Origin of the sequence: Bacillus infantis, assembly GCF_008180445.1 — a bacterium.
In the GTDB taxonomy this organism is placed as follows: Bacteria; Bacillota; Bacilli; order Bacillales; family Cytobacillaceae; genus Bacillus_AB; species Bacillus_AB infantis_B.
This window is the reverse complement of record NZ_VTER01000003.1, coordinates 108,335-121,541: the sequence shown is the minus strand read 5'-3', so window position 1 is coordinate 121,541 and position 13,207 is coordinate 108,335. Positions and strand designations below refer to the sequence as shown.

Genomic DNA, 13,207 nt, shown 5'->3' with positions numbered 1-13,207 from the left:
TATAACATAGGTTTATCACAAGCAGCCGATATTAAACCATTATAAGGGGAATGTTCTTATGAAAGCAGTTGGTGTAATCGTTGAGTATAATCCTTTCCATAACGGGCATTTATATCATCTGAAAAAATCGAGGCAAGCAGCAGGCGGAGATGTTGCCATAGCTGTCATGAGCGGAAATTTCCTCCAAAGAGGCGAACCGGCGCTTCTCTCTAAATGGGCACGGGCTGAAATGGCGTTACAAGCCGGCGCCGACCTCGTTTTTGAGCTTCCCTATAAATTCGCTGTTCAGAATGCCGAAACTTTTGCAGACGGTGCAGTTTCCATTCTTGCTGCTGCGGGATGCAGCTCCATCTGCTTTGGGAGCGAATCTGGAGACATCGAAACATTCAACTCTGCCGTCCATCTGCTCGACAAATACAATGAAGCCTACCAGGAAAGGATCAGGCACCATATAGGAGACGGAAACAGCTACCCTAAAGCATTGTCTCTTGCTTTCAGTGATCTTGGGCTGGGCGAATCCGGGCTGGACCTGTCCAAGCCGAACAATATTCTCGGCTATCAGTACGCCAAGTCGGTCCATTCCCGCCATCAGGAATTGGAGCTCCTGACTGTTGAAAGAAAAAGTGCCGGCTATCATGACGAACACTTCTCATCAGAGACCATTGCGAGCGCAACAAGCATCAGGAAAGCTTTGTTTTCAGACGGGCATGAACTGACCGATATCAAATCATATGTTCCTGGAACAACGCTTGACATCATGGAAGCTTATAAAAAAACCTTCGGTGCCTTCCACCAGTGGGAAATGTACTGGCCCTTCCTCAAGTACCGGCTGCTTCAGATGTCCGCTCCTGAACTAAAAGAAATCTACGAAATGGAAGAAGGCCTTGAAAACAGAATCATGCATTCGGCCATAAAGGCAGGAACCTTCCATGAGTTTATGGAATCCATAAAAACGAAGCGATATACCTGGACAAGGCTGCAGCGGGCTTGTGTCCATATACTGACCAACACGAAAAAAGAAGAAATGCTGCCGCAGCCTAAGTCAGCATCCTATCTCCGGCTGCTCGGGATGAGTGAAGAAGGGCGGATATATTTAAACAGGCAAAAAGGAAGCCTCGGCCTGCCCCTCATTTCCAAGCTGTCTTCCAGCCCCGAAGAAGCTGTGCGGCAGGATATACGTGCAGCCAGGATCTATGCTTCAGCCCTCCCGCATCCGCAGCGCCAGAAACTGCTGGATATGGAATACACTCAGCCGCCAATCTATCTGAAAGGCAGCAGGGCCTGACAAAAAAGGAGCAGGCAGGGAATCATCCTGCCTGCTTTGTTATTTTGGTTCCAAACCTTCCAAATAATCTACCGCTTCATCAAATGTGTTGATCGGAATGATTTTCATATCTGTCCCGATCTCCTCGGCAGTTTTTGCTGCTTCGCTGTAGTTCGACCCGGCTGCGCCATTTTCATTCGGCGCCAGAAAGATTTCTGCGCCAGCTTTGTCGGCCGCTACAATTTTCTGCTCAATCCCGCCAATCCTTCCGACTGTTCCATCGGCAGAAATGGTTCCTGTTCCTGCAATCTGATAACCTCTTGTCAGATCTTCCTTAGTCAGCTGATTGTAGATTTCCAGAGAAAACATCAATCCAGCGGACGGACCGCCTATTTCCTCTGTATTGAGGCTGACTTCCGGCTCGACTTTAATCTCCTTGTCATCGACAAGCGATATGCCGATCCCGACCTTATCAGGATCATCCTTGAAAGCTTTCAGCGAAACCTCTGCTTCTTTGCTCTCCCCGCCTCTTTTATAGGCAAGTGTAATGGTGTCTCCCTCTTTTTGTGTGCTGACATAAGAAATGAATTCTTCAGACGACTTGAATTTCTGATGGTCCACTTGTGTTATCATATCGCCTGCCTTCAGCACTCCGTCGGCAGGCATATCAGGCAGGACATTCATCACATAGACGCCTCTGTACTCATAATCCACCGGCAGGCCAGCCTTTTTATAGGCAACCTCAATGGCTGCTGTTTTTGATGTGTCCATCAGATGCAGCTGGCGGACATTGTATTCTTCATCAGTTTCATCTTCGCGCCTAATTTCCTCGACAGGATAGATTTCCTGGAACTTGCTCACCTTTGCAGTCAGATAGGAGTAAATATTGGCCCTGCCCATCCTGACGGTCGTAAGCATGAAGTCCCCTGTCTCATCATATCCGCCTTCCACTTCAATTATCGGTTCCAGCTGCTTGGCCATGCCTGGTTTTGTTACATAATAAGGCAGATAATAGAAAAATCCTGCCAGCAAAATCACTGCAGCGATAAAGAAGGAACGGAGGAAGATTTTATTTCTCTTCATCGTCTTCTTGCCCCTTCCAATTTTGAATAGCTTCCTTTATTCTGGGAACTTGCTTTCTTGCTTCTTCTTCCCCAATCCTGATGATATCTTCAATATTTGTGAAAGCCCTTGAGCTGTACATTTCCACATGCGGTCTGATCATGATATCAGAGGCGATCTCCCGGTTGGAAACGAGCTCCATCTGCATTATGTCCAGGCTTTGCATGATCACATCGAAAATGGATGTGATGTCAGAGCTGGTCTTCACTCTTGACACATCTACAGCTATGATCAGGTCCGCTCCCATTTCTTCAACAACAGATACAGGCACCCTGTCAATGACCCCCCCATCGACCAGGAGCCGGTCTTCCAGTTTTTCCGGAGTGAAAATCCCGGGTATTGATATGCTTGCCCTGACGGCATCAGCAATCGGCCCTTTGCAGAAAACAACTTTTTCCCCTGCCTTAAGATCAGTTGCAACCACTCTGACAGGGATATCAAGATCTTCGAGGTTCTTGCCATGGGTAAACAATCGAATAAGTTCCTTCACCTTCTTGCCAGCCAGAAACCCCATCTTCGGCACTGTAAAATCAAGATAGTACTTTCTTTTGAAAGCTCCGGCCAGCTTATAGAGCCTGTCAATGTCCAGTCCTGCTCCATAAAAGCAGCCTACAAGCGCTCCCATGCTGCTCCCGGCAATCACATCGACGTTGATTCCTTCCTCTTTCAGCACTTTGATGACACCAAGATGGGCGAACCCCCTGGCTCCCCCTGATCCCAGCGCCAATCCAATCACGGGCTGCCTCATCAGCATCCCCCCTTTTATATAAGACTCATGGCGGGCGATAGTCAAGAATTTGCTTACCTCCCCATCAAACACAATAAAGCCTGGTTTAATCTTATGGTCTATTTTAACTTTCTATGAGTATATTGGGATATATGGGGACAAGGCGTGCCCGGCTGAAGCCGATTGGGCAAAGCAAATGGAAAACCCTGTATATTGGCTGAAAAATCTACTGTGCAGACTCAGGAGGGGCGGTTTGCCGCTCCAGACCCGGCCCGCTGATTATAAATACAGTTTATCACTGTTCTGCAAGAGCTGCACAGTTTGTTACCTGATAAGGGAGGATTTGCCGGTGTTGCGTTCCAAACTAAAAACACTCATATTAGCTTCATCCGTTACATTAATGGCTGTATCGCTCATATCCTTTCCACAAGAATCAGTCGACGCCTCGATTAGAGGCCTCAATATGTGGTGGGAAATTGTCTTTCCTTCCCTCCTCCCCTTTTTCATAGTATCTGAGATGCTGATCGGATTCGGGGTGGTCAAATTCCTCGGCGTTTTGCTGGAGCCGCTCATGCGGCCGCTTTTCCGCGTTCCGGGCGTCGGAGGTTTTGTCTGGGCGATGGGGATGGCTTCAGGCTATCCTGCCGGGGCAAAGCTTACTGCCAGGCTGCGGCAGGAAGATCAGCTGACCAAAACAGAAGCTGAAAGGCTCGTTTCTTTTACAAACTCATCCAACCCCCTATTTATTTTTGGAGCGGTCTCTGTCGGTTTTTTCAACAATGCAAAAATCGGCATCATACTGGCTCTGGCCCACTATCTTGGAAATATTACTGTCGGCCTGATCATGCGGTTTTATGGAAGAAAAGAAGAGATGACCCGTTCAAGGCCAAAAAGGAAAAATTCTCTCAGGGCTGCGTTTTCTGCTCTCCATCAGACAAGGATCAATGACAACAGGCCCATTGGCAAATTGCTCGGCGACGCTGTTATGTCATCAGTCCAGACGCTGCTTATGATCGGGGGCTTCATCATCTTATTTTCGGTTATCAATAAATTGCTCTTCCACCTGCATATCACAGCCTTTGCAGCCGAATTCATAGCAGTCGCCTTCAGCAGCATCAATCTTCCTTCCGAGCTCAGCATCCCATTTATTTCAGGTCTGTTTGAAATAACACTGGGAAGCCAAATGACGAGCCAGATTCAGCAGGCCACCCTGATGCAGCAGGTTATCGTAACAAGTCTTGTGCTGGGATTCTCAGGATTTAGTGTACAGGCCCAGGTGGCAAGCATTCTGGCCCAGACCGATATCGGCTTTAAGCCTTTCTTTGCTGCAAGAATCATCCATGGAATTGCGGCGGCTATGTTCGCCTTTCTTCTTTGGGGGCCAGTCTATGAGAGGTTCTATCATACAGATGCCCCTTCCAATGCTTTGCCTGTTGGGCTGTTTGGAGGAAATGCTTATTCACAGGCTGCGGCATTCCTGGCAGAGCATGGACCTCTGATAACGCTCGCAGCTTTGCTTGTCTATATTTTCCTGCTGGGCAGGCAAATTTATGCAGGAGATGCACAAAAAAAATAACCGGCACACGCCGGTTATTTTTACTGCTGAAGACTGAATTTCCCGCTGAGCGCTTTTTGGACTGCCTCTGGAACAAGCTCGGAAATATCTCCGCCGTATTTAGCCACTTCTTTGACGATGCTGGAGCTTAAAAAAGAAAATTGGTTGTTTGTCATCATGAAAAACGTTTCTATTTCCTCGTTCAATACCCGGTTCATTGATGTAATCTGCATCTCATACTCAAAATCTGAAACCGCCCTGAGGCCCCTGATGATTGCGCTTGCCCCGACCCCTTTTGCGTAGTCTACAAGCAGCCCCTGAAAAGAGTCCACTTTCACATTGGGGAATTCCTTCGTCACTTCACTGATCAGGCTGATGCGCTCATCAACAGAAAAAAGCGGATTTTTGGATGAGTTATTAAGCAGGACCACATGAATCTGGTCAAAAACCTTCGAGGCCCTTTTAATAATATCCAGGTGGCCATATGTAATGGGATCAAAGCTGCCCGGACAAACTGCAATGCTTGCCATTGTCATCCTCCTTCATTTCCGTTGCTGTATGTAAAAATAGAAACTGCGATTATTCCATATGTCTCACTTTTAGTTTTCACAAAATTCCCTGCCTCACCCGGCAGCTCTATATCTGAAGCATGTTCACAGACGATAACTCCCTCTTCTTTGAGGAGGGAATGCCGGCCGATCAGTTCCATCAGCTTCAGCAGCTGCTGTTTTTTATAAGGAGGGTCCAGGAAGATATAGTCAAAAGAAATTTCCCTTTTAACAATCGCTTTCAATGCCCTTTCAGAATCGTTCCGGTAAACCTCCGCCTTGTCTTCAAGGCCGCAGGCTTCCAGGTTTTCATGGACCGTCTTGATTGCCTTTCCTTCCCGGTCAACGAAAATCACGCTTCCGAGCCCCCGGCTTAAAGCTTCAATTCCGAGGCCTCCGCTGCCGGCAAAAAGGTCAAGTCCGATTCCGCCATCAAAATACGGCCCAATCATGTTAAAAATAGCTTCTTTAACCTTATCGGTGGTTGGCCTTGTTGTATTTCCGGGCACTGCTTTTAAAGAAATGCCTTTGCATTCACCTGACACCACTCTCATCATTCATCACCACAATCATTTGACATTTTCCCTTATTTTCTTATTTATCCTAACACAATTCGCCCCATGCCGCCAACAGGCTATTTGAAAGCGGATTCATCAGAAAAGCGGAAGCGCCTTGCCCACTTAAGGAACGCAGACTAAGAACGCCACGTCCTGTGGCAACGTCTGCATGACCAGCTTCCTGGGGGCCCTAAGACAAGACACCCGAAAAGGCGCTCTTTGCCTTTTTGGGGGGCTTGGCTTATGACTCGAGGGGGCAGGCGCTGGATTAGTAAATTTCCTTAACTGCAAAAAATGTTCCCAAAAGGTGTATAAGCGTGTTCTTTATGGAAATAATGTAAGTAACAACATCTATTCGAGGGTGTTGTTGCCAACCGCGGAGAAGACTTACGTTTCCCCATAAGTTCTTCCTCCGGTTTCTCCTCTCCCTTTGCCTTCTGTCCCTATGGGATATAGAAGGGCCCTGCAGGAATGCAGGGTTTTTTTTGTTACTGCCAAAAGAAAGGCGGGAGTGCTGAAAAGTTTGGAATTAGATAGTTATCGGTAAATTCTTTTCTTTTAACAGACGAACAAATGAAAAAAGCTGGCATCGCCAGCTTTTCTTATTTGCCTTTTTCGATAGAAATCCTGTTTTCATCTTCGGCAACTTTAATTTTAAATAGTGCTTCCAGCCAGTGACTGTCCATAAAAAGCTCTGGTCCTACTGTTACCAGCGGATTCTCCAGGAGCCCGTAGTCCTCTTCATTGTATATGAAAATGTTTTTGTCCAGATAGAAACGGTAGCTATTATTGCCTGCCCCCTGAAGGAGAATTTCTTTAGCAGAAACTTTTTCCGCTTTGAATCCAAGCTGCCCTGCAGTTTTAATAAATGGAAAATATGTTTTTCCATTCAGGCCGATTGCCTCCAAATCTGACTCTGTCCCATTGACATCTATTTTCCGCTCATCGGCAAAATAAAAAGGAATATAAGGAGCTTTCTCATCTTTGTTCAAAGTGAAATAGCGTGTTTCTTTTCCAAGTTCACTTACAAGGAAACGATCCAGCTGTTCCGCATTAAGAGAATCCGAGTTTTTAACGTAAGAGTAAAATCGTTCCATTCCTTCTTCACCCATGACCTCCTTCAGCCCCGCCAGAAGACTTTTTGCCTTTTCAGAGCCAGGCTCCTGTGAGAGTACTGCCGAAGCCGCTAAATCCAGCAGCCAGGTTTCACCAGGAGGTGTCCTGCTGAATTTCTCTTTTAGAGCTTGAGACAGAATTTTAGCCATCATCTCATTTGGATCAGTTCCGGGATTGATAATCATTAGTCCGCTGCCGGCAGCTTCCTTATAGGCAGCGGTTTGTATTAAAGTTAAGAACGGAAGGTCTGCCATTTTCTCCGCCGTTTCCGGAGCTATGGCAAGTCCGTTTTCTTTTTCCTCAGCTAAAAAGATGACATTATCGCCTGCCTCAAAAGTCTTCAGCTTTTCAGCCTGCCAGAAGACAGCCGGTGCGCCTCCTTCCCGTTCAAACACATAATAATCGATCAGTTCTCCCTGCTTGTACCCTTCCGGGCGGCCGCCGGCAGACCAGGTTCCAGACCTTCTGGAGGAATCTACAATGACGGTAAGTGTATCATCTATGTGAACATCAGGAATCATGGTCGTCCAATCAGTCAGCAGGAACGCGGCTGGAGAAGCGCCCACAGGGATTATATATTCGAATGTGAAGCTGCCGTCTTCAGAAATGAATGTGGACGGATCCTCATCAGAAGAGCTGCATCCCTTCCCTTCTATGCCGGGACATTCCCATCTGAACTGCTTCTCTGTTTTGACAGTTCTGTATTCTTTGCCTTTCGACAGGCCTTTTATAGTCTGTGTAACAAATAATTGATCTTGTTTTGTTTCTATTGTCAGCTCCTGTTGGGCTGTCTCCAGCACATTAGAAGGCTCTGACTGTTTGGAATAGGCATTCCACTGAAAGAACAGCATTGCGCCGATTACAGTCCCTAATGCCAAAAAACTGAGAAACAATCCTTTCCACATGCCGATTCTCCTTTGAAAAATAATTCTTTATTCATACAATAGCAAATGAACCTGACCAGGACTATCCTTTTTTTTACGATTTCATGAAACTTTTATCCTGATTCGTGATTTGCATTTTTTTCGTTCTTTCTATAATCTTCCGCCAGAAGACCCGTTTCCAGATTAGAGTGAAGGCTTCTCAAACACTCTGCTTAGTGATAAAGTATCAGGAGACTCATTAAATTTTTTCATATTAACCAGGAGGAATCTATGTGATCCAGCGTTTTATTGAATTGGGAGAAGGCTATTCCGATATATATGAATTACTTGAAATTGTCCGTTCCAACAAGCATCGGCTGCAGCATCTGATTGCATTCCAATCCACTTTTGAAGGGAAAGAGATGACATCGGTCGCCGCAGTGCTCAAGCCTGCAGAGACAGGGAAATTCCAGCCTCTGTATATTTGCCGGGAAGGTATCCCCCATCCTGACACTGCTCCCAATGCCAGATTTCAATTATTTAAGGATTTGGCTGATGAATGCGGAAAGGAAATGATCCGTCTGGAAGTAAAGCCTTCTGCACTCTTTGCAGAAAAGGAATTATTCTACCAGTACCTCATCGGCATTCTCAGATTGAACCATTATATACAGCCGCTGCATTAGGAATGACAAAAGCGCAGGCGGCGTATTTCACTTCCTGCCAGCAAGAACTCGAGGGCAGGCACCCATAGTGATTGACGTTTCAATATTTCTTTTATAACCAGAAAAAAAGGCAGGGAATTCTCCCAGCCTTTTTAAATACCCATTTTATAATCGTATTCTTTCGCTTTATCCGGCTTCGAATTTTCGAATTCTGTCTTCAGGAACGGTTTATAGGAAGGCTCAGCCTTTTTTACGAATGAATAGGATGAAATTTTTTGGATCAATGCCTCAGTATCCTCTATATCGCAGTAAATGACCGCATACTTCAGCTTTTTGGAAACATAATGGACATTTCCAAACCGTCTCAGCATTTTTGCCTGCTTAAGAGAATAAAGCCAAACAATGATTCCCTGTCGCTGACCTAGCATATAGTTTTCCCCTTCAATTTGGCAGTTTTTTATAGTCTAGCAAACAAAAAGGCATATATCAAGAAAAGCTTATAGACTTATGTGCCGGTGCGGAATGCAAAAAGCCCGGGAGTACAAGCTCCCGGGCCATGTTGATTTATGCGGAACAGCTGCAGCTTCCGCCTGATCCGCAGCCGCCTCCGCAGCTGGAGTCAAAGAACGGGTTGCCAGTCGGCACCTTTACACTTTCCGAGACAGACTTGCCAATGATGAGACTGACTTCGTCAAGCAGGCTTTGCAAATCTGTTTCAGCCTTTTTGAACTCAGCCAGATGAATGTCCATGTCCATCTCCCTTTTCACTTCCCTGATGCTCATCATCACTGTTTTATAATCAGGATGATATCTTCCGAAGCGCTGCACTTCTTCGTACTGCTCCTTCATTTTTACAAAGGCTTTAATTTTCCTTTGTGTCTCCCTGCTGTTTTTCACTTTATATAAACAAGCGCGGTACTGCTCCGCCGCTTCTGATGTAAGAATCATGGCCGATAATTGGTCAGCTCTCTCAAGCAATTCGACTCTTTCGGTTGTTGCAAGCATGAAAAGCCCACCTCCGATTCATATTCTATCATGAATATGTTAATTTGCGAAGTATGTGCTTAAGGTATTTTTACAGTAAATTCCTTTTCTGCCCCCAAAGGACTTCCTTTGGAAACTACCTTCACCTTTATGTTATGAAGTCCGCTTGCGAGCCCTTTGACCGAAAAGGAAGCAGCATGGACTTCCCGCACTTTCTTTCCGTCAGCATACAGAAGGATTTTTCCTTGCTGTTCCCCTGCACCTTCACGGAAAGAAACTCCTGTAACAATACAGTCTATGTATAGGTCACTGCCATGGATGGTATATTTAACAAATAGCGGGCTCTCCTTTTCCTCCAGCCCTGCTGCTGAAATGTTCTTAGCCCCAATATCCCCTGTTTCAAAAAGCTTTGCCTCCGGCTCCGGCAAATCTTTGCCGCATCCGGCAGCCAGCACTGCTCCGATTCCAATGAACAAGGCGATTACTTTTTTCATTTCTTGTTCCTCCTTTGCCTTCAGGCTATTACTAGTCTTTCTTGGAAGGCGGCTGTTTATGAGCAGAAATTTTCAAATAGAGAGCGACCCTTTTTTAAATACAATGAAAAAAGCTCTTCTCCCGGGAGAAGAGCTTACTATGAAGATTGTGAGTTCATTGCCTGAAACATGCTCATCATCATGGAAGCCATCTGGACGCCATTGGTGAACTTCTCTACATGATGCGGGATCGTTCTTTTATAATAATGCAGTGCGGCAACCTCCAGCGCTTGTATTTCCTGGGGATTCCTGGACAAAGTGCGGTACCATTGGGGCTGTTCTCTAATAAATTGCTTCAGTTCTTTTTTCTGCTCTAAATAGTCAAGGATATCTCTTCTCATCTCACACCTGCCTTGAATCAATCTTTTCGGAATGAAAAAGGATTTGGCGGTTTTGCCTGGACCGGGCTTTGTGAGCCTGGCGTCTGGCTTCCTGTCTGGAATTGGGAGATTACGCCCTGGACCGCAGACAGGGCCTGGCTGAGATTATTAATATATCCTTGCACCTGGCCGGGATCCATTTTTTTTACGGTCCCCATCACTGTGGACATCCAGTCGCTTTTTTTCTCCTCTTCCTTCACTTCTGCCCCAGGAGCCGCTTCCCCCCATCTGGCATCCTCCTCACCGAGAAGGTACCAATCTTCATATAAATCCTGCCACGTCGACTTTCCATCTCTTACTTCTTTGATGATATGCGGCCTGGATTTTACGAAGTCCTTGAATTGCGCAACGGAAGGATGAAGTTTCTTAACAGTCATAATTCAATCACCTCATCTGATGCATTCGCCTACATTACCATATGAAAAAACTGAATGAAATGTGAAAGCTGTCTTCCCGGATGCAAAAAATGCCAAATAAATGTTAAGATATGAAGCAGAAAGCATGTGAAAGGTGATTTTATGGATGAGCAGCTAAGGGATTTATTTGAAGCCTGCCTTGAACAGGCCACTGATGACGACAGGAAGGTTTTGCACACACTTCTTGCCGGAGTGAAGAAGAAGCAGGATAACATAAACAGCTCCTATATAGGCGGCATCCTGCATATGGACCGGACCATTACAGCACAGGAATGCAGAATTACAATGCCCGTCTCCCCCCTCCTGCATAATACACTCGGCATTGTGCATGGCGGGATCACGGCCACTGCTGTCGATTCAGCAATGGGCACCCTTGCCAACTCCCTCCTGCCTGAGGGATACGGGGCAGTCACCACACAGCTGAATATCCACTATCTGGCTGTCGGTAAAGGCGAAAATATTATATGTACCGCCGCCCTCAGCCACAAAGGCACGAAGACCATGGTTCTATCTGCTGATGTATACAGGGCTGACGGACGGAAAATCGCGCAGGCTACCGGCAGCTTTTTTGTTATAGAAAAAAAATAAGGAGGGCGCTATGGTCACTGCCATTGTCATCCCTATCATATGCCTATACTTCTTCTGGGTCACGAGGAAGGAAAGGCGGAAATCCGAGGCGGAATGGAGAAGCATCGGGACAGTCCCTGAAGAAGCTGTGATTGAAGGGAAAGTCACAGCACTCTCCCTTGAAAAACAGCGCTATTATCACCATCTTCATGTCTGGGTGCTGGAAATGCGAATTCAGGCTGCATCAAAGACAATCATAGCCAGAAAGCTCCAGGCAGCAGATCAGGGCTTCAGGAATTCCGATATCAAAGAGGGCGGCTATGTTATCCTTTTCGGGAAATGGCAGAAAGATATTTTCATTGTAAACCGTTCAAGGCTCCAGGAAGTCCTGAAAACAGACTAAAAAATAAAAGAGGCTCCCGGCAGTCCGGAGGCCTCTTTTACTATCTTCACTCTTGCCATTTCTGTATGAAATTCTGAGTATAATGCCTGTCGTACACGCCGACGCCAAGGTGGGTGAAATCCGGGTTAAGCAGGCTCTCCCTGTGGCCTTTGCTATTCAGCCAGCCTTCAACTACCGCAGGAGCATCCACATAGTGAGCAGCAATATTCTCGCCAGCCATCTGATAAAAAACCTCCCCAGCCTCAAGCCTGTCCGACAGCTCGCCGTATTTTTCCGAGGTATGGGAAAACTGTTTGCTTTCAAACATATCCCTGCTATGCTCATAAGCTACTTTTGCAGTAGCTTCGTCCCATTCAAGCACATTCAATTCATGCCTTGCCCTGATAAAATTGCTGATGTCGAATATCTGTTTTTCATTGCCTTCTTCAATCAGCCTCTTTTCTGCCTGCTCTGAAGGCTCGGCTTCTATCAGGTCCCCCCTGTATACCAATTCATAAGGCCGAAGCTTTACAAGCGTCGGGGCATCCATATACCTGATGCTCGACAGCTCGCCTGTGAAACGGTCGATATACAGCTGCGCATAAATATTTCCCGCCTTGATGAGCGGCCTGGTATTCAGATCGTCTTCAGAGAGCTCAAACCGGTATGAGCTGCCTTTGTATTGAAAATTAATATTAGTATCAATAAATACAGAAGAGTAAATTTCGCTGACCGGCTGACCTATATGAAACGGACTCACGTCAGCATCGGGCCCTGTGGCAAACAGCGTGACAATCTTTCCATCCAATACACCCGCCTGAACATACTGGCTGGTGCCTTTCTTATAAATCCACCATTCATAGCCATATTCTGATGGGTCTTTACGTTCCGGGTCACCAAGCAAGGCCTGCAGATCAGAGGCATTTTTTCCAATAAGCGATGACAGGCCCTCCCCCGGAAGCTTTAAGGAAGATTCGTCTATCATATTTTGCTCGCTGAGAGAATCGTCTTTCTGGGGTTTCGTTTCCTCATCACTGATCAGGAGTTCGTCTTTAGGTTCTGATGATATATTGAAATAAAAACTAATGACCAAAAAAATGGATACAATAATTAATATACGGATTAATTTTAGCAGACTCCAGCCCCCTCCCTGCCGTCTTTTCTATCTTTTCTATCATTATATGCCGCAGTATATAGATTATTATATCATTTTCAACTTTCTTTTTAATAGAATTGAATGATGAAATTGCAGTGTATGTTATTAAAATGTAAAAAAAACAAAAAAAGACTGCCTAAGCAGTCTTAAAGTAAATTATTATTTGGTTAAGCCCGGGCAGCAATTAAATTTTGAAACCCCTGATGATTGTAGAGGAAGACACGTAGACTCCTGCGGGAAAGCAGCGGAAATGTTGAGACCCCGCAGCGCGTAAGCGCGAGGAGGCTCAACTCCGCCCCGCGGAAAGCGAAGTGTCTGGAGCGGAAATCATCAGCCCCATTAACAAAATTAAACTAATCTTGAAAATCAATCGCA

Annotated in this window: 16 protein-coding genes; 5 read left to right on the top strand and 11 right to left on the bottom strand. The window is 45.9% G+C overall.

What is annotated here, in order from left to right; genetic code table 11:
- Nucleotides 1–58 precede the first annotated feature (58 nt).
- Nucleotides 59–1,285 carry a nucleotidyltransferase gene (locus FZD51_RS05300; protein ID WP_148973816.1) on the top strand — a complete coding sequence of 409 codons (1,227 nt, stop codon included), beginning with the start codon at nt 59–61 and terminating at the stop codon, nt 1,283–1,285.
- 39 nt (nt 1,286–1,324) lie between these two features.
- On the opposite strand, the gene FZD51_RS05295 is transcribed toward FZD51_RS05300, so the two are convergent.
- Both FZD51_RS05295 and FZD51_RS05290 read right to left on the bottom strand, forming a co-directional pair.
- The gene (locus FZD51_RS05295) at nt 1,325–2,347 is read right to left on the bottom strand and encodes a SepM family pheromone-processing serine protease (RefSeq protein ID WP_148973815.1); all 1,023 of its coding nucleotides are present in this window, start codon (nt 2,345–2,347) and stop codon (nt 1,325–1,327) included.
- Entirely contained in the window at nt 2,334–3,134 is an 801-nt protein-coding gene (locus tag FZD51_RS05290) for a patatin-like phospholipase family protein (RefSeq protein ID WP_148973814.1), read from the bottom strand. The genes FZD51_RS05295 and FZD51_RS05290 overlap by 14 nt, the downstream gene beginning before the upstream one ends.
- 328 nt (nt 3,135–3,462) lie before the next feature.
- On the opposite strand from FZD51_RS05290, the gene ylbJ reads away from it, so the two are divergent.
- Nucleotides 3,463–4,689 carry a sporulation integral membrane protein YlbJ gene (ylbJ, locus tag FZD51_RS05285; protein WP_148973813.1) on the top strand — a complete coding sequence of 409 codons (1,227 nt, stop codon included), beginning with the start codon at nt 3,463–3,465 and terminating at the stop codon, nt 4,687–4,689.
- A 20-nt stretch (nt 4,690–4,709) separates the two neighbouring features.
- Here the strand turns inward: ylbJ and coaD are convergent, their stop codons facing one another.
- The 3 genes from coaD to FZD51_RS05270 form a co-directional block, all read right to left on the bottom strand.
- A complete protein-coding gene (coaD, locus tag FZD51_RS05280) occupies nt 4,710–5,198 on the bottom strand; it encodes a pantetheine-phosphate adenylyltransferase (protein ID WP_148973812.1) in 489 nt (162 codons plus the stop codon).
- A 2-nt stretch (nt 5,199–5,200) separates the two neighbouring features.
- Nucleotides 5,201–5,770 carry a 16S rRNA (guanine(966)-N(2))-methyltransferase RsmD gene (rsmD, locus tag FZD51_RS05275; protein ID WP_148974238.1) on the bottom strand — a complete coding sequence of 190 codons (570 nt, stop codon included), beginning with the start codon at nt 5,768–5,770 and terminating at the stop codon, nt 5,201–5,203.
- 605 nt (nt 5,771–6,375) lie between these two features.
- Entirely contained in the window at nt 6,376–7,794 is a 1,419-nt protein-coding gene (locus FZD51_RS05270) for a hypothetical protein (protein WP_148973811.1), read from the bottom strand.
- 251 nt (nt 7,795–8,045) lie between these two features.
- On the opposite strand from FZD51_RS05270, the gene FZD51_RS05265 reads away from it, so the two are divergent.
- Nucleotides 8,046–8,435 carry a DUF7147 family protein gene (locus FZD51_RS05265; RefSeq protein WP_148973810.1) on the top strand — a complete coding sequence of 130 codons (390 nt, stop codon included), beginning with the start codon at nt 8,046–8,048 and terminating at the stop codon, nt 8,433–8,435.
- A 131-nt stretch (nt 8,436–8,566) separates the two neighbouring features.
- Here the strand turns inward: FZD51_RS05265 and FZD51_RS05260 are convergent, their stop codons facing one another.
- From FZD51_RS05260 to FZD51_RS05240, 5 genes are all read right to left on the bottom strand, one after another.
- Entirely contained in the window at nt 8,567–8,842 is a 276-nt protein-coding gene (locus tag FZD51_RS05260) for a YlbG family protein (protein WP_009791147.1), read from the bottom strand.
- A gap of 136 nt (nt 8,843–8,978) precedes the next feature.
- Nucleotides 8,979–9,419, bottom strand: coding sequence for a YlbF/YmcA family competence regulator (locus tag FZD51_RS05255; protein WP_148973809.1), 441 nt, complete (start codon nt 9,417–9,419; stop codon nt 8,979–8,981).
- Nucleotides 9,420–9,478: 59 nt separating this feature from the next.
- Entirely contained in the window at nt 9,479–9,892 is a 414-nt protein-coding gene (locus FZD51_RS05250) for a hypothetical protein (RefSeq protein ID WP_148973807.1), read from the bottom strand.
- Nucleotides 9,893–10,029: 137 nt separating this feature from the next.
- The gene (locus FZD51_RS05245) at nt 10,030–10,272 is read right to left on the bottom strand and encodes a YlbE-like family protein (RefSeq protein ID WP_009791144.1); all 243 of its coding nucleotides are present in this window, start codon (nt 10,270–10,272) and stop codon (nt 10,030–10,032) included.
- A gap of 17 nt (nt 10,273–10,289) precedes the next feature.
- Nucleotides 10,290–10,688: a YlbD family protein gene (locus FZD51_RS05240; protein WP_148973805.1), complete on the bottom strand. Its 399-nt coding sequence runs from the start codon at nt 10,686–10,688 to the stop codon at nt 10,290–10,292.
- A 126-nt stretch (nt 10,689–10,814) separates the two neighbouring features.
- Here FZD51_RS05240 and FZD51_RS05235 point away from each other — a divergent pair, with 126 nt between their 5' ends.
- Together FZD51_RS05235 and FZD51_RS05230 are read left to right on the top strand one after the other, a co-directional pair.
- A complete protein-coding gene (locus FZD51_RS05235) occupies nt 10,815–11,315 on the top strand; it encodes a PaaI family thioesterase (protein ID WP_262380715.1) in 501 nt (166 codons plus the stop codon).
- Nucleotides 11,316–11,325: 10 nt separating this feature from the next.
- Nucleotides 11,326–11,697, top strand: coding sequence for a hypothetical protein (locus tag FZD51_RS05230; protein WP_148973803.1), 372 nt, complete (start codon nt 11,326–11,328; stop codon nt 11,695–11,697).
- Nucleotides 11,698–11,743: 46 nt separating this feature from the next.
- Here FZD51_RS05230 and FZD51_RS05225 read toward each other — a convergent pair whose 3' ends face one another.
- A complete protein-coding gene (locus FZD51_RS05225; protein WP_148973802.1) occupies nt 11,744–12,769 on the bottom strand; it encodes a CAP domain-containing protein in 1,026 nt (341 codons plus the stop codon).
- Between the last annotated feature and the right edge of the window lie 438 nt (nt 12,770–13,207).